The 24,211-nt window shown below is 62.4% G+C and carries 14 protein-coding genes; 6 read left to right on the top strand and 8 right to left on the bottom strand.

All coding sequences use genetic code 11. The annotated features are described in order from the left end of the window. The first annotated feature begins 34 nt into the window (after nt 1–34). Nucleotides 35–1,126 (top strand): hypothetical protein, encoded by a 1,092-nt coding sequence (locus tag IPK69_00295; GenBank protein ID QQS09109.1) that lies wholly within the window; start codon nt 35–37, stop codon nt 1,124–1,126. Between the two features lie 50 nt (nt 1,127–1,176). Then, nucleotides 1,177–4,110, top strand: a complete 2,934-nt coding sequence (locus tag IPK69_00290; protein QQS09108.1) for an autotransporter-associated beta strand repeat-containing protein — start codon at nt 1,177–1,179, stop codon at nt 4,108–4,110. A 706-nt stretch (nt 4,111–4,816) separates the two neighbouring features. Here IPK69_00290 and IPK69_00285 read toward each other — a convergent pair. Next, entirely contained in the window at nt 4,817–5,818 is a 1,002-nt protein-coding gene (locus IPK69_00285) for a hypothetical protein (protein QQS09107.1), read from the bottom strand. Nucleotides 5,819–6,235: 417 nt separating this feature from the next. Here IPK69_00285 and IPK69_00280 point away from each other — a divergent pair, with 417 nt between their 5' ends. The 4 genes from IPK69_00280 to IPK69_00265 all read left to right on the top strand — a co-directional run bounded on the left by IPK69_00280 (nt 6,236) and on the right by IPK69_00265 (nt 12,954). Then, the gene (locus IPK69_00280) at nt 6,236–8,647 is read left to right on the top strand and encodes a hypothetical protein (GenBank protein QQS09106.1); all 2,412 of its coding nucleotides are present in this window, start codon (nt 6,236–6,238) and stop codon (nt 8,645–8,647) included. 168 nt (nt 8,648–8,815) lie between these two features. Further along, complete coding sequence (locus IPK69_00275) at nt 8,816–10,693, top strand: hypothetical protein (GenBank protein ID QQS09105.1); 1,878 nt, start codon at nt 8,816–8,818, stop codon at nt 10,691–10,693. 102 nt (nt 10,694–10,795) lie between these two features. Then, complete coding sequence (locus IPK69_00270) at nt 10,796–11,836, top strand: lamin tail domain-containing protein (GenBank protein QQS09104.1); 1,041 nt, start codon at nt 10,796–10,798, stop codon at nt 11,834–11,836. Further along, on the top strand, nt 11,833–12,954 hold the full coding sequence (locus IPK69_00265; GenBank protein QQS09103.1) for a hypothetical protein: 1,122 nt from the start codon (nt 11,833–11,835) through the stop codon (nt 12,952–12,954). Before IPK69_00270 ends, IPK69_00265 begins: the two co-directional genes overlap by 4 nt. An 856-nt stretch (nt 12,955–13,810) precedes the next feature. On the opposite strand, the gene IPK69_00260 is transcribed toward IPK69_00265, so the two are convergent. The 7 genes from IPK69_00260 to IPK69_00230 all read right to left on the bottom strand — a co-directional run bounded on the left by IPK69_00260 (nt 13,811) and on the right by IPK69_00230 (nt 24,008). Beyond that, nucleotides 13,811–14,512: a response regulator gene (locus tag IPK69_00260; protein ID QQS09102.1), complete on the bottom strand. Its 702-nt coding sequence runs from the start codon at nt 14,510–14,512 to the stop codon at nt 13,811–13,813. Then, nucleotides 14,509–17,265 (bottom strand): sensor histidine kinase KdpD, encoded by a 2,757-nt coding sequence (locus IPK69_00255; protein ID QQS09101.1) that lies wholly within the window; start codon nt 17,263–17,265, stop codon nt 14,509–14,511. Before IPK69_00255 ends, IPK69_00260 begins: the two co-directional genes overlap by 4 nt. Nucleotides 17,266–17,287: 22 nt before the next feature. Next, nucleotides 17,288–17,848: a potassium-transporting ATPase subunit C gene (locus tag IPK69_00250; GenBank protein QQS10373.1), complete on the bottom strand. Its 561-nt coding sequence runs from the start codon at nt 17,846–17,848 to the stop codon at nt 17,288–17,290. 34 nt (nt 17,849–17,882) lie between these two features. Beyond that, the gene (gene kdpB / locus IPK69_00245) at nt 17,883–19,943 is read right to left on the bottom strand and encodes a potassium-transporting ATPase subunit KdpB (protein ID QQS09100.1); all 2,061 of its coding nucleotides are present in this window, start codon (nt 19,941–19,943) and stop codon (nt 17,883–17,885) included. Then, nucleotides 19,943–21,628, bottom strand: a complete 1,686-nt coding sequence (gene kdpA / locus IPK69_00240) for a potassium-transporting ATPase subunit A (GenBank protein ID QQS09099.1) — start codon at nt 21,626–21,628, stop codon at nt 19,943–19,945. The genes kdpB and kdpA overlap by 1 nt, the downstream gene beginning before the upstream one ends. 28 nt (nt 21,629–21,656) lie before the next feature. Next, complete coding sequence (locus IPK69_00235) at nt 21,657–21,770, bottom strand: potassium-transporting ATPase subunit F (GenBank protein QQS09098.1); 114 nt, start codon at nt 21,768–21,770, stop codon at nt 21,657–21,659. Between the two features lie 711 nt (nt 21,771–22,481). Beyond that, the gene (locus IPK69_00230) at nt 22,482–24,008 is read right to left on the bottom strand and encodes a Fic family protein (protein ID QQS09097.1); all 1,527 of its coding nucleotides are present in this window, start codon (nt 24,006–24,008) and stop codon (nt 22,482–22,484) included. Nucleotides 24,009–24,211: the final 203 nt, after the last annotated feature.

Genomic DNA, 24,211 nt, shown 5'->3' with positions numbered 1-24,211 from the left:
GGCTTGGTTGTGCTCGTCCTTATGGGAGATCGGCATGAGATTCGCCGCCTTTGTGCTTGCTGTGATTGTTCTGACCAACGCGGCACTGGCTCAGTCCACGGCCTTTACGTATCAGGGAGAACTTCGGAGCGAGAGCGCACTGGCGAACGGTCTCCACGATGTCCGCTTCAGACTCTTTGATGCGATGTCCGCCGGGGCGCAGGTGGGGAGCACGATCTGTGTGGATGATGTCCCGGTGATCGAGGGGCGGTTCAGCGTCACGATCGACTTTGGTGGCGCGTTTGTGAGCACGGCCGCGCGATTCATCGAGATCGAGGTGCGTGCCGATACCGGGCTTGATTGCGCGGACACGACCGGGTACACGACGTTGTCGCCTCGACAGGCGATCACGACCGCGCCCAGAGCCGCAGCGGCGAACACGGCGTTCTCGCTCTCGGCGCCCGACGGCACGCCCGCGAATGCGCTGGTTGTGGACAATGACGGACGCGTCGGCATCGGGACGAGCACGCCGGGTCATTCTGTGACCATTGCGAATTCCGGTCCCACGATCGCGCTCCAGGACACCGATTCGAATGGAACTGCCGGGGGCACGCAGGTGGGGTATGTGAGTTATCGCGACGCCGGGAATGTTGAGCGTGCGTGGGTGGGGTTTGGCACGGCGGGTGATCCCGACTTCTCGATCATCACCGCGCGTCCAAACTGCGACATTGTGCTCAACAACCTGAACGGCGGCAATGTGGGGATCGGCACGGCGGCACCCACGGCGAAACTTGAGGTGCGCGGTGAGATGCGTTATGGGACGCTTGGGCAATATCGACCGATCGCGGGGGAGGAGCCGCTGCGTCTCCTGCGTGGCCGCATCAACGCTGACGGATCGATCATCTCGGGGAGTGGGTTCACTGTGTCGCGTCCCGGGACTGCGCGATATCTCATCACGTTCAACACGCCGTTCACCGGGATCCCCTCGGTCACAGCGACCACGGAGCAAGGGAGCACTCAGGCGGCAACGGTGATCCTCACGGACGGCGTGAGCGCGAACTCTGTCGAACTGAGGCTCTATTACAACACGTTCACAACCACACCCAACGATGAGGTATTCAGTTTCATTGTTGTGGGCTCGCGATAGCACCCGGACAGCCATCCACACCTCAGATTCGACATACAAAGGAGCACTCCATGGTCCATTCCACCTCTCGCATCCGGGTTCTTCTCGCTGCATGCGGCACCACCCTCGTGGCGACCACCTCGCTCGCCGACAACTGGGACAACAGTTCCGGGAACGCACAGTGGTCAACCGCGACGAATTGGATGGACAACACCGAGCCCACGCTCGCCGATTTTGCGCTCTTCCCGAACACATTCCCCGACGGACAAAGCGTCATCACCCTCACTACCAACGAGGTGGCGTTGTCGCTCACGTTCCTCAACAGTTACACGCTCTCGGGGGGGACTATCCGATTGGGCAACGGATCGATCTCGCTCGGAGGTTGGTCGCCGACGATCAACTCGGTGATCAATGGGACCGGTCCGATCACGTTCAGTGGCGGGGGGACCGTCACCCTGGGAGCGTCCTCGAACTCGTACACCGGCGGGACGGTCATCAGCGGGACCAGCACGACCGTCTCGATCCGCAGCAACACGCAACTGGGATTCAACACCGCGCCCATCACCCTCAACGGCGGGCGACTGCGACTCGACGGCTCGGTGAATCCGACGTTCATCGTGCAGCGGACGATCACGCCCGGCACGAGCGGGGGGACCATTGAGCTCCAGAACAACGCGCTGCTAGACCTCTTCGACGGGATCGGAGCCAATGCCAACGCGATGACGTTCATGGGAAACGGAACCGTCGAACTCAACTCGGCGAGCACGCGAACCGGGCCCACGACCATCAATGCGGTCGTCCTGAAACTCCAGAACGCGACGGGTCTGGGAACCCCCGGCGTGGCGTCACTGACGAATGCCGCCACGCTCGAGGTCAACAACGGCAGCGGCACGTTCGCCGGGAGCGTCAATGTCTTCCAAGGGTCCACGTTGCGCGGCGGCCCGGGCACGCACACCTTCGGCGGGATCGCCAACGTCCTTGGGAACATGACACTCAACGGCGGGGCGACGAGTTCGGACGTGCTCATCTTCGGGAATGACGCGGTGCGGCAGGGCACGGGATGGACGACCAGCGTCAACACCGGCACGGTGCGGCTGGACGGCGCGAACTCCTACGCAGGTGATTGGGCGATCAACGGCGGAGCGATCCAGATCGGCGACCCCGCCTCGCTAGGCTCCGGGACGGGACCGATCGTGGTGGGTGGGAGCGGGAGGCTCAAGATCAACACGCCGACGCTCGCGCGGGATATCACGCTCAATAACCCGGGGGGCGGGATCGAGTTGCTGCAGGATGTCACATACACGGGGAGCATCCCCATCGCGCCGAGCGCGGCATTTGTGCCCATCCTCGGCGCGAACCACGAGTTCATACTCACGGGACCCGGCACATCGATGACTTATGACGGGATCGCAATCATTGGCGGCGCGATCGGCGTGAGGTCGCTCCGCGTGACCGGTGGCGCACAGGTGACCGGCTCCGACACGCGCATCTATGGCAACAGCAGTGGCACGCCGTCGAGCATCACGGTGAGCGGCGCGGGTTCGAGCTGGGTGAACACCAATGAGTTCTGGTTAGGGAACACGAGTAACGACGCGACGACACTACTCGTGGAAGCGGGCGGCACGCTCACGAGCCCGGGGTTCTATGTCGGGGTTGGGGAGGACGCCTCCGCGACGATCACCGGCGAAGGTTCGACGCTCACCAGCGCCACGGTCCTCAAAGTCGGGCTGGCGTCGGTGTGCACGATGGACGTGCTCGCCGGCGCGGATGTCACAGCGCTCGACACGTACATCGGCGAAGGAGTCAACGCGTCGGGGACACTCACTGTCAATGGGACAGGTTCCACGTGGACCAACCAGAGCCTCCTTCGGGTGGGCACGTCCGAAGCCAGCGGCGGAACACCGGCCGAGGGTGTGGTCAACCTGTCGGGCAGCGGTTCGCTATCCTGCCTCGGGCTCCACCTCGGCGAGGGCGCGACGGCATCGAGCACACTCACCATCGTCGGCGGACTCACACGGCTCGACGTTGGCCCTGCGGGCGTCCTTATGAGCCAGGGTGGAGCGGCCAGTACACTCAATCTCAACGGCGGCATCGTCGACATCCACGGCCATATCACCGACGCCGGCTCGGGGCAGAGCACGTTCATCCTTGACGGCGCCACGCTCGATATGCACAACAACACTATCGGCGGAGTGAATCCCATCGACATCCCAGTCTTCAGAAGCGGCACGCTCAAGAACGTTGGCGAGATCAACAACGGAACCGGCTTCAACAAGGACGGCACCGGCACGCTTTACCTCAACACCACCAACACCTACTCCGGCTCGACGACCGTCAGCGAGGGCGCGCTGTATCTCGTCGACTCGGGAGGCTCTAACACGGGAAGCAGCACGGTGGTCGTTGGGAATCTTGGCACCCTCGTCGGCAACGGCCGAGTTGCGGGCCAGGTGATCAACGATGGGCATGTCTCGCCTCAGGGTTTCAACTTCAATAGCACGGCCACGCTCCACATGCTCAACTCGTACACCCAGGTGGGTAACGGGGCGCTCGACATCCAGATCGAATCGGCTGGGGCGTTTGACACGCTCGAGATTACCGGCTCGGCGGTCCTCACGGGGACGCTCAACGTCTCACTCTTGAATGGATACCAGCCCACGACAGGTGATACGTTCACCATTCTCACGGCATCGTCCGTGAATGGGACGTTCGTCACCGTCAATCTCCCGTCACTCAATGCGGGTCATGCCTGGCTCGTGGAGTATCCCGCCGGGCAGGTGCGACTTCGTGTCGGCACGTCGTGTGTTGCTGACCTCGATGATGGCACCGCGACGGGCACACCCGACGGTGGCGTGACGATTGATGATCTGCTGTATTACCTCAACGTGTTCAATCTCGGCGCGCCTATCGCCGACGTGGACGACGGATCCGCGACGGGCACGCCTGACGGCGGGGTCACCATCGACGACCTGCTGTACTTCTTGCTGAGGTTCAATCAAGGATGCTGAGCATCGCGACGGGACGGATTATTCGCAGCGTCGCCGGGACTACAGGTACATATCTTCTAGTATGCGGGTCGAGTCCTGCTGAACCGACCCTCGGGGCCTGGGTCGTAGCCGAGTCGTGTCGAGCAGGAATGTCTCATCAAACCGTCGTCGTGGATCTTCGGGCATTGGACCGGGTGGAGCGCCCGTGAGTGGGTCGAAGCGTGATAATTTGATCCAGCACTGGTGAACACCGATGAGCAATACGATCGTTTCATGTCTAAACCTCGGGCCACTCAGGGCCGCTTCATTTCGACTGGCGAGTCGACGGTGAACGTCCTATGACCTAGTACGAGCGTTCGGCGGTGGGGTTGAGGTGGGCTGCGATGGCGTGGTTGATGACCGCGCGCGGTTCATGTCGAGCGATGATTCACGCGTTTGCAGGAGTATCGAGCCTGTTCTCGCATGAGACTATGGGCGACATCTGCCCGATCGGTTTATACCACCGGCCGATGGGTTAAGCCACATCTCGACAAGAGATTCGCGTACGACATCGGGTGGCGGATGTATCCTTGCCAACGTGTGCCACAAACGCCAAACGCCGCCGAGGTCTCTCGACGGCGTCTCGCTTAAACCAAAGGGCCGGCTGCTTTCGCAACCGGCCCGGCAATAGTGGGGTAGCAACGGACTACGAGCATTGACACGGTGATGTCGAGACACGGGACGGTGCCTAGTCAACTTCGTCCACGCGCAGGTCCACAAGCGTGTGCAACACAGGGTACTTCACGATGCAACGGAACACGTCGAACATGGCATGCAAGCCCAGCTCATCCATCGCCGAGCGCACGGCCTCAGCATGGCGCGGGACACCCGGCAACTCCGGCACGCACGTTGAAGCACCCATGTAGACCACCGATTCCTGCTGCGGCAGGACATCTTCGGGCCGGCACTCACGGACCGAGTCGGGACTTTGGCGGTGTCCGTAGATTTTCACTCTGGCCTTGCCCGAATCGACCCAGCCGTGCGGCACGAGCAACTCACAGACCATGTGCTCTGTAGGCGTGTGCACAATCGAGTTGATCCCGTGAGGCGGCTGAGGCTGGGCAGAATGTTCGGGGACGAGCCTGGACAGATACAGCGAGATCGCGTCGGCTTTCGCGACCATGGGAAAGTTCACGTCGGTCTTCACACCACCCTGGACCTGATCGCGTGGCGTGAGTGTTGGGAGCGGTGACGAGCAGAATTCTCGCATCAGTCGCATGCCGCTCGCGCCGTCGTACGCTCCCGAAATCGACTCAGTCGCGCCCGCCTGCTTTGCAACCTGTTCGGACAGGATGCTCGAGGCGATGGTGAGTGGTGCCGTTCGCCGCAGTCTCTGCAGCCCGACGTACGCCACGATCCCGATCGCTCGGATCATGTCTGGTCGAGTCGGATCGACAAAGGTGATTCCGGTTCGAATCAGATGTGTCGCGCGGATGCCCCATACGTGAGAGTTGTGTCTGTAGAGCGTGGCCCGGATCTTTTCCTCCATCGCTTCGGAAATCGCCGGCACGACGCCGCCGACCATCGAGACGAGGGAATCACGATCGCCCGCGTGCATGAGCGTGAACTGCTCGAACTCATCGAAAGCCTGCATGACGCGATCGGTGACGACAACCGAGATTCCCTTGCGTTCGGCCGCACGGATCAATCGCCGAATGGACGAGCGAGCCGGCACGTTCGAGACTTCCACGAGTGGATTGGTGGCCGTCGAGATTCGGTAAATTTGCCACGCCAGACTCTTGTCGATTCCGAGTGCCCGCTCCACATCCACGGCTTTGCCAACGGGTTCGTTGAGAGCAGTGATTAGACCCATCAAGGCTGACTGGAGGCGAGACAGCACAGCCGCGGAGCCGGCTTCAAACCCGCCGCTGCTGGTCTGTCCAGAGGACCCAGATCGACGCGAGGTTGTTGAAATAGGTGCCATGCTGACCACACTACATCGGCTGCGTACGACTCCAACAGCATACCTCAGCGTGGGCACTTTGGAAAGTATTTTCCAAATATACACCAAATGTACTTGCAGTGATCGTTGCTGCGTGGTATTTTCTCTAGAGATAAATCGACCGGGGCACCCATTTGGGGGTGTCAGAGCGTGGAGGAGATGAAAATGCGACTTGGCTTCTCGACCGTTTCCGCGCTTGTACTTGCGATTGTGAACTCTGCGATCGCCGTGGATTTCACGGAAGTGGAGCCTAACGACGACAAGTCACAGGCGAACGTGGTTGTCGGCATGCAGCCAGGCGACGCCTTGGTGGGGACATCGACGGGTTCGTCATCGACGCCCGGGCTCGGTTCAGGGGACTTCTTCGACATCACGACGGCGCCAGCGGGTGCACCAGGGATCTATCGCTACCGGCTCACGATCACGACGACGGGTCTGACCGGGCATGTCGGGTCGATCCGGGGCCTTACGCAAACCAACGGCGTGATCAACGCCGGGACAGACCTTTCGGTGCACACGTCCATCGCGACCCAGGATGGCTCCCTGCCGCCACGAACGGTGCAGTGGTATGCCAATGAGACGCCCTCGAGGATCTATTTCCGGGTGAGCGGCGCATCGGTCACGACGGCCCCGTATCGAGTGGAGTTGGCGCGCGATCCAGTGATACCCAATATTGTCCCGCTGTCAATCGAGGCCGGTTCGTTCTTCTACTCGACCATCGGCCAGACCTCGGTCAACACGGACACATGGGTCTATGACTCCAACCTCGTCGCGATTCCGGACGCAGGCAATGACGACGAGACTCTCGCGGGCGGCGGAACAGGCGACACGACACAGAGTCGACTCCAGCGCACTCTTCCAGCGGGGAACTACATCCTCGCATTGTCAAACTACAACTTGGTCAACGACCAGGCCCAGTCGGCGGCGGACGACGACTTTCCCAACAACCCAGTCGTCGATTTCCCCAACGCGATCTGCACAACCGGCTCGGGAAGCAATCAGAACAACAGTTTCGTCATTGGCAACCGCTGCAGCGGGTTCGTGGTTCCTATAGGAAACAATCGCCCGGAGCGATACGACGTCACCTTCTGGGCCTTCACGCTCACTGGGCCGTCGCTGCCCGATCCGGTGGTGCTCGGTTCTGGAGCCGCCACGCCAACGTCTGTCGGACAGGGCCAAACAGCCGTACTCACGGTGATCGCCTCGGACGGTGTGCCGACGGGTGTGTCCGCGGACCTCACGGCCTTTGGTCTCTCGAGCAGCGTCGCGTTCAATGACAGTGGCGTCAACGGCGACGCGACGCCCGGAGACGGGATCTGGAGTCGCTCGTTCACCATTCCGCTCTCGCAGATACCCGGCTCGTACACGGTCCAGGTGAGTTCGACGGTGAGTGGCTCGTGTGCCGCGCCATCGACGTCGATTTCTTTCAGTGTGTACCCGCCCAACAACACATGCGCCACGGCCACTCCGATCTCCGTCGGTGGTTCGTACGTCGGCAGCACCCTCGGGGCACTCGGCGCCGGCGGCCCAACCAGCACGTGCAATGCGGTCTCCTCGACCAACCCTGGCGTGTGGTATGTCTTCACAGAAACTTCGCCGATCCCGCGTCGACTGCGGCTGGATCTGTGCGATCCGATCACCAACTTCGATGCGCAGATCTCGATGTTCACCGGGTCGTGCGGCTCGTTGTCGTGTGTGTGGGGGAACGACTCCAGCCCGCTGGGATGCGTGGTACAGAGCCCGTCGCTCGACAACGGCCCACCCCTACACACGAACACGCCGGCCATCCTGAACTGGGCGCCAACGCCAACCGGCGAATTCCTCATCAGCCACTGCACGACTCCGGGGACGACGTACTACATCTGCGTTACGAACAAGGTCGCGGCGAACGGAGGACACTTCGTCCTCCATCTCTCGGACACGGGTCAACCCTGCCCGGGTACTCCTCCGCCCAACTCTTCGTGCGTCACAGCCCATAATCTCACGACTTTCCCTTACTGGGAAGCGCTGAACATGTACGACGGGACCGCCGACGCGCAGCCCGCCTCGTGTGTCACGGATCCCCGTACCTCGGTCTGGTACCGCTTCGCCCCGACATCGCCTGGGTCGCTCTACTGCGCAAAAGTGCCCGACGACATTCCCTCGAACGACGGGTTGCTGACCGTGTTCCGTGCGGTCCCCGACTGCACGAACCTCGTCGAGATCGCATGCCAGAATTTCCTGGATCCCTATGGGCAAATCTTTTTCTTCCCCATCACCACGCTCAACCCGGGTTCGGTGTACTACTTGCTCTATACCACAAAGTCGAACGGCACGTTCCCGCCACAGGCAACCAGCCTCGGTTTTGACTTCGCAACCAGCGGGGTCGTCTGCGTCGCCGATGTCGATGACGGCACGGGCACTGGAACACCCGACGGGGGTGTCACCATCGATGACCTGCTGTACTACCTCGCCATTTTCAATCTTGGGCTTCCCTCTGCAGATGTGGACAATGGCACGGGTACCGGCACACTCGATGGTGGCGTGACGATCGATGACTTGTTGTACTACCTGGCTCGATTCAACGCTGGATGCTGAGCACAAGGACTCGGAGGCGGAACATCATTCTGAACGATGTTGAAACGTACATATGCGATTGAGTAGGTTTTCGAAATCTAGTCCGTCCGAAAGGTCGGACCATCAGAGGAGAGTTGAATTATGAAGACGTATGTGTGGTCGCGCAATAGGACAACGATCGGAGTGGCCTTGGCCACGGTTCTCATCGCAGGCACAACGGCGAACGCATCCGTGCTCAGCACACGGCCTGTGGCGATCTCGGGCACCGACAGCGCCTATGGCCCAAACATGGGCTCTGGAGTGTTCTACAACGCCGGATCGCTCGGCAGTAGTTCGAGCAACGTCCAGCCCGTCATCAACAACAGCGGGTACGTGATGTTCACGGGGAATATCTCTGGAACGACGACCTATCAGGGGCTGTGGACCAATCCGAACTCCTCGACGAACGGGCTCCAGGCCCTCGGTGGGCAGGCCGCGCCGGGCGGTGCCGGGACGCAGGTGTACGGAAACGCCTACAACGGTGGCTCGCCCACGGCGAACGTGTTCGCGAACTTGGGCATCAACAACGCCGGACAGACCGCGTTCAAGATGGGCACCAATGGCGCGGGCGCCTTCACGGATTCCGGTTCTGGATTGACGCGTGTTGCCTTTGGTCAGGATGTCGCACCAGAGACCGGCTCGGGCGCAACTCCCGCCAACGCGTCCTATGCCAACGGACCGCTCTTGTCATTCCCGATGCTCTTCAATCAGAGCGGGAATGTCGCCTACTTCGCGTCTCTCCAGTCGGGTACCGGTAGCGATCCGATCACGACGTCGGGGGTCTTCCCGAACGTTGCCAATAACAACGTTCTCTACATGGGTCAGGGCGACAACGGCGGCGGAGCCAACCCCAATGTCCACGCCGTGCTGCGCGCCGGTGACCAGCCGGCCGCGGTCGCGTCGATCGATCCATCGGCCCGCATCGGGACGAACTTCGGCAGTTTCCAGGCCAACTTCAACATCAACGACAACAACAAGTACTGCATGCAGGTCGCCCTCCAGGGCCAGATTGGCGGCGTGAACGTAACCACGAGCCTGACTACGGGCAACGCTAGCATGTACATCACGAACCGAAACGGAAGCTTCGAGATCATTGCCCGTCAGGGTGAGTCCGCGCCAGGCGGCACTGGGACCGAGGTCTACCGAGGGCTGGGATCATCCGGCGTCGGGTTCAACAACCTCGGGCATGTCGCCTTCAACTCGTCGACTCGTGTTGGCGCTACCACGGTCAGTTCCGGCTCGGTGTTCTCCGACATCGGGTCGGGCACGCTCCGGCGTATCGCCGACCAGGGCCAGTCTCTGCCGAACATCTACTCGCGTACCGGCAACTCGCCCCTCCCCGCGTTCACCAATGGCGCCTACAACGCCACCACGTCGGGCGCCACGGGCGGCGGGAACCTCTATCTCGTGAACGGCGCCGACACACTCTTCTTCTATGCCACCGGACTCACAGGCGATGGCATCACCAGCGGCGTCAACAACGCCGCCATTTTCTCCGTCGATCACGTCGCGGGGCAGGACGTGCAGCGGGTCGTGGTCCAAACCCACGACTCGGCTCCTGTTTTCACGAGCCTTGCACTTGGTGAACAGACCTTCATCAACACGATTATCTACAACAACGTCGCGGTCAACTCACTCGGCCAGATGGCCTTCATGGGCACACTCGGAAGCACCGGAAGTTCCATCGTCGCCTCGCCAGCGAGCGTTGCCAACAACAGCGGCCTCTTCGTGGTCGATACCGATGGCACGATCCACCTGATCGCTCAGGTTGGCGAGACCTTCGCCCCACTCGGAAACAACTCTTTGGTTGTTGCCGCAATCACGCCCATCGGTCAATCCGGTGGACAGGACGGGCACTCGATCGTTCTGAATGACAACGGCGATCTCGTCTTCTCGTTGACCTTCAAGGTACCGGGCACCACGACCGCCTTGCAATCCGGCGTCTTCGTGACCCACATCCCGACACCAGAAAGCCTCACACTCCTGGGATTGGGAGGCCTCGTCGCGTCGCGGCGTCGCCGGCGGTAGTTCGCACACAGGTGTCTTCTGGACGGCGGCCGAAACACGCCGCCGTCCGGTTTCGGCAACGGCTGTCCCCGCAGGGGCTGCCCGTCGACAAGGACAACACACATGACGACGCGAGTTTCCAGCGTGATAGGTGCGGCGTGTTCGATCGCGATGCTCGTTTCTTCGGCGACCGCCCAACTCAAGATCAGTCAGGTTTACGGCGCGGGAGGGGATTTCGGAGCAGTAGTCAACCGCGATTACGTCGAACTTTTCAATCCGACTGCCGTGCCCGTGAGCCTCGACGGCTGGGCCATCCAGTACACAACCGTGTCGAGCGGAACTTGGAGTTCACGCGCCTTTGACTCGGGTCTCGTTGTCTTGCCCGGTGGATATTTCCTCATCCAGATGACCCTCTCGGGCGTCAACGGTGTGGACATTCCCACACCCGATTTCACTCCCGCCACAGCCATGCCCATGTCCTTCAACGGTGGCAAGGTGGCCTTGACCAACACCGCGGTGTCGATCACGGGCACTTGTCCGAGCGATCCGGCGATCGTGGACTTTGTTGGCTTCGGAAACTCGCTCTCCTGCTTCGAGGGCCAGGCCGGCGCACCGGCTCCATCGCAAACACTCGCGATCTACAGGCTCGACGACGGCTGCTTCGACTCCGACCAGAACGGCTCCAACTTCGTCACAGGGGCGCCCTCCCCTCGAAACTCGACAAGCCCGACCCACACGTGCGGCCCGTTTGCCGATGTCGGCGTCGCGGTCGCCGGCGGAACCTGCCCGCTCTCCTTGGGCGGCACGGAGTCCTTCGTCGTCACGGTTACGAACCACGGCACGGCGACTACCGATTCAGTGGCGGCCTTTCAGATTCCAACGAACATGTCCTTTGTCTCGTCATTGCCCAGCACCATCCCTGTCGGCAACATCGTCACGACGGCGTTCGCGGGCATGATCGCGGGCGAATCTCGAACGCTCACCATAGATCTGACCACGTCGGGCACAGGCGGTAGCCCGACGACCCTTGCTACCGCGACGTCTTCGCTCTCGGACGCCGGCCACCCGACGGCGGTGTCACCATCGACGACCTCCTGTACTATCTCGCACGCTTCAACGCCGGCTGCTAGGCAGTCGATCGAACGTGCTGGAGAAGACCCATGAAGCCCACGAGTGCGCTCCTGATCACCCTTGCACTGGCATCCACGGCGACACACGCCGAGCCCTATGTGCTTGACATTCCCGGCCCGGCAAGTTTCACCATGGGCTCCAGCGGCTCACCTCTCAACGCCGCCGATCTTGGCCTCATCAACGTCCCCGGCGGAGCCTACCACGGTCTCCGAATGACGTACACGGTTCGCGCGACCAATCCCAACGCCAAGCCGTACGACGTCCCCATGCAGTTTTATTACAACCTGCCCGGCGAGACCGTATGGCACGCGCCCACGGTCCAGGGTGCCATCACGCCCAACCCCGTGGTTGGTCCCATGAACGCCCAGTCCATGACATATTCCTTCGACTTCCCCATCTTTTTCTACCGCTCCTTCGGCGTTACTCCGATTCCCTTTCCCGGCGCCATGACGATTGGCCTCCGAGGACGCAACCTCGTCCTCAACAACACCGCGACATGGAGCAACATGCACATCGAGTTTTATCCCGCCAAAGTCAGCGTCTTCACGGGCGACAATCACTCGTCGGGCACATGGAACCGCCCCATCATCAACCCACGCCAGGGTATCGATCTCGGCCGCGACACCGATATCACTGAGTTTACCGCCATCCCCTTCCAGGTTGACATGACAGGGATCTACGGCATTCACACCCAACTCCATGGGGGCACGGGCGTCCTCGAGGGCGTCACGTACCTCTTCCAGGGGGATGTTCCCGTCACAGGTCCGTACACAAACGTTCTCGACGCCAACCTACAGGGGCTGTATGGCGTGGGATACACCGACATCAACTCCGTGAACCTCGTCGCTGGCCAGACCTACACACTTGTCCAGAGCCAGGACAACCCGGCCCCTCACTACACCTTCACGTCCTACATCGTCGGACTCGGAAGGGTTGTTGATTCCTGTGAGGCCGATCTCGATGACGGCAACTCCACCGGTACGCCGGATCAGGCGGTGACCATCGACGACCTGCTTTTTTACATCGAGGCCTTCACCGCAGGAACACTCCGCGCCGACGTTGATGACAGCACCGGTTCTGGCCTCCCGGACGGAGCGGTCTCCATCGATGATCTTCTCTACTACCTTGACCACTTCAACGCCGGGTGCTAGACGGATTCTCGTGGATTCGGGTTTCGCACGACTTTGACTCTCATCCGCTCCTTCTCCTGGCTCCAGTACCTCGGGCCAGGCACACCCAGCCCCGTGAGAGGCCACTCCGCTCATGGGGTTTTGCGTTTGGGTCGTCTTCGCCATCTAGGCTCCGCTGTTCAATGGACAGCCGCGGGACGTGTGGATGTTCTCGGGGTGCGATGCCATCGCACTCTCGATCACCCATGTTGAACCCGCGCTGCTCAAGTGCGCTGCGTCGAGTCGACACGTGCGGCACGTCCACGAGCAATCCGGCCACGTTCACGTGCGCGAGAACGACGTGGAATACGGCTCGGGCTCGGGCAACTGCGTCGGCGCGCCCGGCCTCCAATGCTTGCGGAACGTGGGCCATAACGCGAAAACGCCGCCGAGGTCTCTCGACGGCGTCTCACCTAAAGCAAAGGGCCGGCCGCATTCGCAACCGGCCCGGCAATAGTGGGGGAGTAACGGTGTTCAAATCGCATGAGTCGGTGAGAAGAGACACGCATAGAACGTCAACGATATGTTCCAAAGGGCCATATCAGCCCGTATCAAGGCATTCCGCTGAGCCAGAACGAGTAACTACAAGCCACCGATCTGGCAAGTGAAGGCCCCAACGTGACCATCACGTCCATAGCCGCGTCCGCCGCGCACTCTCCAGACGTTCAGGGCTGATGCCCTGAAATGCTTGGTGAACACGCTTGACGTGCTCGGAATGGGTTTGGTGGCTGTCAATCGCCTTGGACCGGGGACTGGCGTTCAACTTGGTCTTCATCCATTCCAAGATGCGGCGGTCGCACGTGTCGGCGAGCTCTGACCGATGTACTGAGAGTTACGGCTACTCATCGGCAAGCCGGTACCCTACGGAAAGTTCCGTGAGCAGGTATCGTGGGCGAGCGGTGTCAGCCTCAAGCTTCCGGCGTAGATTCGCCATGTGCACACGCACGAGGTGGGGCTCGTGTGCTCGGCCCGGACCCCAAACGGCTACCAGAAGCGTCTGGTGTGTCAGCACGCGACCGGGGTGCTTGGCGAGCTCAGCGAGCAGTTTGAACTCCAGCGGGGTCAGTCCCACTGGCTCGGTCGCGAGCGTCACTCGGCGCTTGGCGAGATTGATCACGAGATCCCCGACTGTGAAGATGGGCGAGCCGTTGACGGCGTCTCGTACTGATGTGCTCCGGCGGAGCGCTGCCCGGACTCGGGCCAGGAGTTCCTGTACACTGAACGGCTTTGTAAGATAGTCGTCCGCACCGAGGTCGAGGGCTTTGACTTTGTCGGTCTCCTGGCCTCGGGCGGAGACGATGATGATGGGCATGGCCGACCACTCCCGCACGGCCCGGATCAGCTCAAGGCCGTTTCGATCCGGGAGGCCGAGGTCGAGGATGATGAGGTCTGGTGTGTGGCTGGACGCCATGCTCATCCCAGAGCGTTGGTCCTCGGCCTCGAGAACGCGATAGCCCTCGCCTTCGAGCGCCGGGCGGAGGAACCGGCGAATCGCGCGTTCGTCTTCGACGATCAGGACTGTTAAAGAAGGTTCGGTCAAGGTGTGCCCGCCTCAGAGTTGAACTCGTCTCCCGGGATCGAAGGCGGTTCGCCCACTCTGGGGTAGGGAAGGGAAGCTACGAACTCCGCCCCCCCCCCGTCTCGATTGCGTGCTTCGATCGAACCCGCATGGGCTTCGGCGATGGCGCGGCAGATCGCAAGGCCAAGGCCCACGCCGCGCCCGGTCTGGCACGGGCCACGGACAAACCGATCAAAGAGCTTGGCGGGCGCATCGCCCAGCCCGGGACCGCGGTCGAGGACCTCAATGCGAGTGGCTCTTCCGACCTGCCCCGCGCGGACGGTGATCTCGCCATCGCCCGCATACCTCAGCGCATTGTCGAAGAGATTAAAGAGGAGCTGTGTGAGCAGTGTTGAATCCGCGAACACGAGGAGCGGCTCGTTGGGGAGCTCTACGCGGATGCGGTGTGAGTCTGCTTCCCGGCGAACCTGACGCAGCGCGGCATCAATGATCTCATCCACGGGAAACCACTCTGCGGCAACAGTCTCCCGGCCCTCGTCGAGCCGACCCATCTGGATCAGGTTGTCCACGAGACGTGAGAGTCGCTCTGACTCATCGGCGATGTCTTGCAGTAAAGCGCGGTCGCTCTCACTTATGCTCCTCCCTGACGAGTGAAGGATGGTCGAGGCCGCACCCCCGATGGTGGCCAGCGGCGTCCGCATATCGTGGGAGACGGCCGCAAGCAGGTCGGATCGGAGACGCTCTGACTCGGCCCGTACCGATGCGGCCCTGGCTCGCTCGGTCAGGTTCTCGCGCTCGATGGCTTGTGCGGCGATGGCGGCGATGGACTGCAGAAGGCGGCGCATCCCGAAGTCCAGAACGCCCTGTTTGGGTCTCACACCGAGCACGCCGACGGTCTCGCCCTCGCCGGGGGAGAGCGGCAGGTACCACGCGGCGGCGTGGTGTAACGTGGCCGTTCCGTTTCCGGCCTGCGCCGCGTGTTCGAGCACCCACGTCGCTACCGCTCGCTCATTGGGCGTCGACATGAGCGAAGAGTCCCCCATGCCCGGGCCGATCCCGTCGGCCTCTCGTAGAAACACAACGGCATCGAGTTTGAGCAGGTCATCGAGGAGCCAGAGGAGTTCGATGCAGACCTGGTGCCGCCCGGTCGTGGTCGCGAGCTGGCGGCTCACGCGGTGCAGGACCTCATTCGCATCGGCACGCTGAGCCGCGGCGTGGGCTTGGGCGCGGACGCGGCCGACGAGGCCGCTCACGACCAATCCCACGATCAGCATGATCGCGAAAGTGAACAGATACTGGATGTCGTAGACCACGAACGTGTAGTGCGGACGTGTGAAGAAGAAGTTGAACGCGAGCACAGATAGAACGGCGAGTGTGGACGCGGCGAGACGGCCGGCCACATAGGCCACAACGACGACCGCGAGCAGGAACACCATGATGATGTTCGGCTCGGCGATCCCTATCTCCCGCATTCCCAGGGCACACACAAGGGACATGAGCAGCGCGGAACTGACGGTCAGCATCTGGGAGAAGAACTCGTCGCCTTTGGTCGGGAGGAATCGTGCATCCTTGGGAATCTCGGCTGTCGGAAGGGGCGTCTCCGGATCGCCACGAATCACGAGGACTTCAAGGTCGCCCGAGCGGCGCACGATCCGATCGACGACCGACATGCCGAGCAACTGTTTCCACCGAGGCTCGGCGGTCTTGCCCACCACGAGACGAGAGACGCCTCGGTCCCGGGCGAAGTCAACGAGGGCGTCTGGCACATTCTCTCGATGAAGGGTCGTCACGTCGGCTCCAAGGCTCTGGGCGAGCCGAAGGTTCACATCGAGGTTCGCCCGTTCGTGCTTCGGCATCGCCCCTGCCGAGGGGCGCTCCACCGCAACGGCGTACCAGGGAGCCCGCAGTTCCGTCGCCATCCGGCGTGTGGCACGGATCAGACGGGCTGAGGTCGGACTGGGACCGACCGCGACCATCAGCCGTTCCCGTGTCGCCCAGATAGGCCTAGTCGCCAGGCCGCGCCGGCCCAGTTCGACTTGCCGGTTCACATGCTCTGCGGTGCGGCGGAGGGCGAGCTCCCGGAGGGCGACGAGCGTCTCCTTGCGGAAGAAGCGGTCGATAGCACGTTGGACCTGATCGGGAACATAGACCTTGCCCTCACGGAAACGTTCCAGCAGTTCGTCGGGAGGCAGGTCGACAAGCTCGATCTCATCGGCGCTATCGAACACAGAGTCGGGCACCGTTTCCCGGACAACGACGCCGCTGATCTTACCGATCACGTCGTTCAGGCTTTCCAGGTGCTGCACGTTGAGTGTGGTGAAGACATCGATCCCGGCTTCGAGCAGCTCCGCTACGTCCTGCCACCGCTTGGAGTGCCGGCAACCATCGGCATTGGTGTGCGCGAGTTCATCAACGAGAATCAATTTTGGCTTGCGCTGTAGCGCTTCGTCGAGGTCGAACTCCTTGAGCTCGATGCCGCGGTACTGCATGTGCTTGTACGGGATGAGGTCGAGACCTAGGAGCAGGGTTTCGGTATTCGTCCGACCATGCGGCTCGATGTACCCGGCGAGCACGTCGCCGCGCTTCATCTCGAGCGCGCGGGCGGCCTCGAGCATGCCGTAGGTTTTGCCGACGCCGGGGGAGTATCCGAAGAATATCTTGAGATGCCCCTTCTTGTCCTGGGGCTCGTCCGCCGAGACCTTCGCCAACAGGGCGTCCGGATCGGGACGCCCGTCGGGTGAACTGTTGCTGGGTTGGCGGGGCTGGTTGGACATGCTCAAATCGTCCCCTGTGGGTTCATTTTCCGCTGGCCGGTATCGGGAAGCGACGATCGAGCTCGATATTGAAGAGCAGGACGTTGAGGATGCGGGCGGGGTCGCCAGGGCCGATCGGCGTGGCGGACCCCGCGATCAAGTGCCGGACCTCATTCGCCGGTATGCCTCTCGCCACGGCGATGCGGTCGGCCTGGTACAGGGCTGCGGTCTCGGTGATGTGCGGATCGATGCCCGAGCCGGAGGCCAGAAGCAACTCCGCCGGCGCGGGGCGCTCGGGTGTCGCTCCGAGCTTCGCCAGCAGGCCTTCCGCACGCTCGCGGATCACTGGACTGGCGGGAGACAAGTTGCTCCCGCCGGTGGCGCTGGCGGCGTAGTTCACAGCCGACGGCCGAGGCCAGAGGTACTCGGGCCGCGTAAATGCTTGGGCGATCTGGCCCGATCCGACGACCGCGCCATCGACTATGACGAGGCCGCCGAGCCGCGCGTCAGGCGCGATCAGCATTGCGCTTCCGAGGACGATCGTGCCGTACCCGATGACGCACACGACGATGGAGAGTGCGGCGATGCGGAGCGATGTGAACAGTTCAGAGAGCACGGATCGCACTCCTTGCCTTTGCCTACGCCAAGCCAAGCCCGGCGACGGCGAGGTCGATCAGCTTGATTCCAATGAACGGCACGATGAGGCCCCCAAGCCCGTAGATGAGGAGGTTGCGCCGGAGCAGTAGATCTGCCCCGACGGCCTTGTAGCGCACGCCCCGCATGGCGATGGGAATGAGCGCCGGGATGACCAGCGCATTGAAAATGACTGCGGATAGGATGGCCGATTGCGGCGAGGCAAGCCCCATGATGTTCAGAGGAGCCAACTGCGGAAGCGCGATGACGAAGATCGCCGGGATGATGGCGAAGTACTTGGCCACGTCGTTGGCGATGGAGAACGTGGTGAGCGATCCGCGGGTCATGAGCATCTGCTTGCCGATGCCGACCACGTCGATGAGTTTGGTCGGGTTCGAGTCGAGGTCCACCATGTTGCCCGCTTCCTTGGCGGCTTGCGTGCCGGACTGCATGGCGACGGCGACGTCCGCCTGCGCGAGCGCCGGGGCGTCGTTGGTGCCGTCTCCGGTCATGGCGACGAGGTGACCTCTGGCCTGGTAGTCGCGGATGAGATTGAGCTTGGCCTCGGGCGTTGCCTCGGCGAGGAAGTCATCCACACCCGCTTCGGCGGCGATCGCCGCGGCGGTCTTCGGATTGTCGCCGGTGATCATGATCGTCTTGATGCCCATCGTGCGCAGTTCGGCGAAGCGCTCTCGGATTCCCCCCTTGACGATGTCCTTAAGGTGAATCACGCCGAGCGCCCGCGCCGAGCCATTGACGGCCTCGGCGACAACGAGGGGCGTACCGCCTGTGGCGGCGATGTCGTCGGCTGCCTTGCGAATCGATGCGTCGAACCGTCCCCCTGCGGTCTCAATGAACTTCTGTACGGCATCCGCCGCACCCTTTCGGAGTTGGCGTCCCTGCACATCAACCCCGGACATACGCGTCTCGGCGGAGAAGGGGATGAACCTGGCTCCCTCGCCTTGGAGGTCTCGCCCGCGCAGCCCGTGATGCTCCTTGGCCAGCACGACGATCGACCGTCCCTCGGGTGTTTCGTCGGCAAGCGACGAGAGTTGCGCCGCGTCGGCAAGAACCTGCGCCTCGACGCCTGGCGCCGGCACGAACGACGTGGCGCGCCGGTTGCCGAGCGTGATCGTGCCGGTCTTGTCCAGAAGCAGCACGTCCACATCGCCCGCGGCCTCGACCGCGCGACCCGACATCGCCAGGACGTTTCGGACCCCCAGGCGAGTCATGCCCGCGATGCCGATCGCGCTCAGGAGCGCGCCGATGGTCGTCGGAATGAGGCACACCAGGAGCGCGACGAGCGTGGTCACGTCGATGCGCACATCGAAGTACCGCCCGATCGGGTACAGCGTGACGCACACCAGCAGGAATGCGGCCGTGAAGCCCGCCAGCACGATCGTGAGTGCGATCTCGTTCGGCGTCTTCTGACGAGCAGCGCCCTCCACCATCGAGATCATCCGGTCAAGGAAGGTCTCACCCGGGTCCGCTGTGACCCGCACGACGAGCCAATCGGAGAGGACGAGCGTCCCGCCCGTGACGGCCGAGCGGTCGCCGCCTGACTCGCGGATGACCGGCGCGGACTCGCCGGTCACGGCCGACTCGTTCACGGAGGCGACTCCTTCGATCACCTCGCCGTCGGCGGGAATCGTGTCGCCCGCTTCGATGAGAACGATGTCGCCCTTGCGGAGCGATGCGCCGGCGACGTGCGTGACCGGCTCGCTCCGGTCGGCGGACGCCAGCTTCTTGGCTTTCACGTCGTGGCGGGCCGCGCGGAGCGAATCTGCCTGTGCCCGACCGCGGGCCTCGGCGAGCGACTCCGCGAAGTTGGCGAACCACACCGTGAGCCAGAGGAACACGGTCACCGCGGCGACGAAGATCAGCCCGTCGACTCCGCCGGTCGCGATCCTGACGGTGTCAACAGTGGTCACGATCGCCCCTAGCCAGGCGACGAACATGACGGGGTTGCCCATCATCGCCCGAGGCGAGAGACGGAGAACCGCTCGCCATGCCGACGGGGCGATGAACTCACGCTTGAAGAGCCGGATGTCCTTCTGCCGTTCCATTATTGTCCTCCGCTCGCGGCTGCACTCACCGCCAGGTGCTCAGCCACGGGGCCAAGCATCCCGAGCGGAAGGAACAGCAATGCCCCGACAACCAGGACAACTCCGAGCAGGACAATGCCGAAGAGCACACTGTCGGTTCGGAACGAGCCCGCCGACTCGGCCAGGCGGTTCTTGGACGCGAGCGGGCCTGCGATGGCCAGCGGCAGGATGATCGGGATGAACCGGCCGAGCAGCATCACCACGCCCGTGGCGATGTTCCACGCGGGCGTGTTGTCGCCGAGCCCCTCGAACCCGGACCCGTTGTTGGCCGCGGCCGAGCTGAACTCGTACACGATCTCGCTCAGACCGTGCGGACCCGGATTGAGCACCGTGTCGCGCCCGAGCGGGGTCGCCGCAAAGAGCGCCGTGCCCCCCAGAATGAAGAGCGGGTGGGCGAGCAGAGCCAGCAGCGCGAGTTTCATCTCCCTCGCTTCGACCTTCTTGCCGAGGTATTCGGGCGTCCGGCCCACCATCATCCCGGCGATGAACACGGAGGTGATGATGAAGAGAAACATGTTGATGAACCCGACGCCGACGCCGCCGAACTCGACATTGAGCCACATGCCAATCATCGGGAAGAGCCCCGTGAGCGGGTTGAGGCTGTCGTGCATGGCGTTGACCGATCCGTTGGAGGTCGATGTCGTCGAGACGGCCCATAGCGGCCCGGCCGATGCGCCGAATCTCAGCTCCTTGCCCTCAAGGTTCATCTCCTGTTGCACGGGAAGCCCCGCGAGGGCGGGCGCGGGAGCCTGCTCTGTTGTTACGGCCAGGCCCGTGAACGCCGCGTAGAGCACCAGCATCGCGCCGAACACGACCACCGCCTGTTTCCACGAGCCGACGATCCGCCCGAACATCCACACGCACGCCATCGGGATGACGAGGATCGAGATGTTCTCGATGATGTTGCTGAGGAAGCCGGGGTTCTCGAACGGATGCGTGCTGTTCGGGCCGAAGTAGCCGCCGCCGTTGGTGCCGATCTGCTTGATCGCGACCACGGCCGCGACGGGCCCGCGGGCGATGGTCTGCGTGACGCCCTCCAGCGTGGTCACCACCGCCGAACCTTGAAGGGTCATCGGTGTCCCGCATGCGACGAGCGCGACTGCCACCACCAGCGCCAGCGGCAGAAGGATCAGCATGGTCACGCGGGCCAGATCGCGGTAGAAGTTGCCCAGCGCTGGTTTCCCGCCCAGGCCGCGGCACAGCGCGGCCAGCGCCGCGATCCCGGTGGCGGCGGAGACAAACTGCAGCCACATGATCGCGAACAGTTGCGAGACGTACGACAGCGATTGCTCGCCGGAATAGTGCTGAAGATTGGTGTTGCTGGTAAACGATGCCGCCGTGTTGAAGGCGAGGTCCGCGGCCATGTTCCCCTTGCCATCAGGGTTCAGCGGCAGAGAGGCCTGCGTCGTCAGCACCGCGTACACGACGACAAACATGACCGCGTTGAACACAAGCATGCTCAACATGTAGCCGGCCCATCGCTGATCGCCCGCGACCCGCGACCCTCCGAGCGTTCGCACGATCGCGTCAAGCCGCGACCGGATGCCTCCGGGAGCGTCGCCGACCGCCCACGCCATGTACCGTCCGAGCGGAACGCTCAACAGCACGCACGCGGTGATGAGCAGAATGGGGAGTGTCCAGATCATCAGAGTTTGCTCCGAGTGAGATGGCCGATCAGTTGCTGAACCACTCGGGGCGGAGCATCGCGACCACGAGGTAAACCAGTGCGAGCAAGCCGAGCACAGCGCAGAACCAGATCATGAGGCGGCCCCTCCGCGTCGATCGCAAGCGAAGGTCAGACTGGCAAGCAAGGCAAAGATCACAAGGCCGAGCAGCAGCATCAGGAGCCACATGGCACACCTCCTATGAGCACGGACTGAGACTGACAAAGCGTCGCACCAAAACCGATGTCTGTCGCTCTTGCCTGCGTCAAACTCACCCCTGTGAGCATCAAGACAGCATCAAGATCGTGGGATCAAGGCGACCAACTCGCGGGCGAGGAGGGCTACTCGAGAACGCCGGCATTTGAGGATGCCGGAAGTCATGAGGGAATCCACTGACGACCGGCCGACCCCGGGCGGGAACCTGAACTAGATCCGAAGGACGATGCGCTCGCTCCGCTGTGCGTCATGATGGGATTGTCGTTTTGGCCCCAAGTACTCTTCTCGGGCTGCCCGATGAGCAGGGAATGTAGATTGCCCCTTCGCGCGACCAGAGACTCGCGAACCACACCGCCGAGCCACCAAAACCCCGCTACACCTCCGCCACAAACGACAAACGCCGCCGAGGTCTCTCGGCGGCGTTCCCTGAAAACCAAAGGGCCGGCTGCTTTCGCAACCGGCCCGGCAATAGAGGATGGATAGCGGGGATCGAACGGGGCTTCGTCGCTCACGCCGATATTCGCCTCTATTGGGAGGCGAGCGCGTCTCGCGGACCCCTCCGCTCGGCCCGATGAGGCGAGTTGAGAATGCCACTTCTCGTCCTCTCGAAGGCCGACCGTCAGTCCCCCGGGCCGCCGTCGGGCTGCTTGTACCCCTCCGCCACGGCTCGCTCGAGCCGGTCAATTTCGTCATTGGTCAACAGCCGGAAGTGCGACTCCCGCTTCCGCTGGGACAACTTCCCGTTGTTCTGCAGGCAGAATCGGATGAACAGGTCGATATCGCGATCGGGCATGTCGACGATCGCCTGCACGGAGCGCTTTGTGTCGTCGTAGTTCGCCAGGAATGCCAGCTCTTCGACGAGTTCCGTTTCGATGGTCTGCTCGACGAAGGTGAACAGACTCTCGACCTGCACGGTCATGTCCGGGTACCGGTACCACACGCCGGGATCGTTGTGGACCGTCATGCGCCCCTGATCGTCGAGCGTGTATTCCACCAACCCCAAGAGCGGGCGTGAGAAGGCCTCCAGCGACGCGTCATACGCGGCGGCCTGTTTGAGCATCGCCGCCGAAACCGGGAAGATCACTCCGTCCGGCACGAAACCTCTCCGACTGAGGATGTTGTGGATAAGGAGACGGTGGATGCGGCCGTTGCCATCCTCGAACGGGTGGACGAACACGAAGCCGTATCCGACGATCGCCGCCTGGACAACTGGATGGACGGAGCCGCGCTCCATCCGTACGTGCGCCGAGATGATCCCCGCCATCAGGGCCGTGACGTGCTCGGGCTTCGGGCAGACGTAATGCACGCGCTCCTTCCCGATGGAGACCGTCTCGCCGACGTAGTTTTGGCTGTCGCGGTAGTCGTCATCCTTGAACCGAGGGTCCACGATCTGATTCTGGAGATCGATCAGCCGCGGCTTGGTGCACAGATCCTCCTTTAGAGCGACTCGCAGAAGAGCGATGAATCGCTCAGTTCTGTTCGCGTCCGGCTTGATGTTCTCGATCTCGAAGGACGACTTTGTTTCCTTCGTGTACAGGTAGCTCAGTGCTCGTCGGAGGAGTTCAGGAGAGTACGACGAGATCAGTGTTCTGCACCGGGCGGAAAGATCCCGTTCGATGAACGCCGAAATGGTCTTGGTTTTCCGAATCGTCGGACAGAAGCTTGCATCGCCAAGCAGATTGTTGTTGACGCGCTGACGACGAATCGGCTCCGCGCGATCGAACGTGAAGTGCTCCTCGCTCTCCAGGAGATCCACGTAGTTTCCCTGCGTCAGGTCGGCAAGCGGGAGACGATCGCCGGTCAGCATCTCGTAGAAGTACCAGATGCGGCGGGCGTATTTCCCGTTCGGCTTCGAGTTGATGTATCTGGCGATCTCGTCCGCCCCGATCGCCGGCAGAAGGACCGCCAGCATGCCAAGGTTCATTCCGTCGTACTTCAGGGCGAACTCGAGGTGGTCTCCTGGACTCTCACCCGGCCAATACGCAGCCGGGTACGTCTCGACGACCTCGCCCGCGGATGAATCGGTTCGTCGGGTACTACCCTCAGAAATCACGGACCGATGCCAGGTTGGCATCGCGCGGATCGCATATCGATCGAGCAGCGCGGTGTAGCCTGCGGGCCGGGTGGTCGCCTTTGGCTGGTCCATTGCTGACTCCTCAAAACGGATACGACGACGCCAAAATCATTACGGAAGGCCATTGTACCACCAAAACGGTTACAAGGCGGGGCAAGATCCGTATGTTTGGCTTGTGGAAGGATTGTTCGTCCCAAAACTGGTACAGACCACACGGCCTTCGGCACGAACGGACACTCGCAGTCGGATTTGCTCGCCAGAGCACCGCAAAGGCA

It is taken from the genome of Phycisphaerales bacterium, from assembly GCA_016699835.1.
Classification (GTDB): Bacteria; Planctomycetota; Phycisphaerae; order Phycisphaerales; family UBA1924.
The sequence above is the reverse complement of the archived record's forward strand: the minus strand, read 5'-3'. Positions and strand labels throughout refer to the sequence as shown.

Bases quoted from the DNA above. Each gene is read 5' to 3' on its own strand.
- IPK69_00280 (QQS09106.1), top strand. From the start codon at position 6,236: ATGCGACTTGGCTTCTCGACCGTTTCCGCGCTTGTACTTGCGATTGTG.
- kdpB (QQS09100.1), bottom strand. From the start codon at position 19,943: ATGGAACGGCAGAAGGACATCCGGCTCTTCAAGCGTGAGTTCATCGCC.
- IPK69_00295 (QQS09109.1), top strand. From the start codon at position 35: ATGAGATTCGCCGCCTTTGTGCTTGCTGTGATTGTTCTGACCAACGCG.
- IPK69_00290 (QQS09108.1), top strand. From the start codon at position 1,177: ATGGTCCATTCCACCTCTCGCATCCGGGTTCTTCTCGCTGCATGCGGC.
- IPK69_00265 (QQS09103.1), top strand. From the start codon at position 11,833: ATGAAGCCCACGAGTGCGCTCCTGATCACCCTTGCACTGGCATCCACG.
- IPK69_00270 (QQS09104.1), top strand. From the start codon at position 10,796: ATGACGACGCGAGTTTCCAGCGTGATAGGTGCGGCGTGTTCGATCGCG.
- IPK69_00255 (QQS09101.1), bottom strand. From the start codon at position 17,265: ATGTCCAACCAGCCCCGCCAACCCAGCAACAGTTCACCCGACGGGCGT.
- IPK69_00230 (QQS09097.1), bottom strand. From the start codon at position 24,008: ATGGACCAGCCAAAGGCGACCACCCGGCCCGCAGGCTACACCGCGCTG.
- kdpA (QQS09099.1), bottom strand. From the start codon at position 21,628: ATGATCTGGACACTCCCCATTCTGCTCATCACCGCGTGCGTGCTGTTG.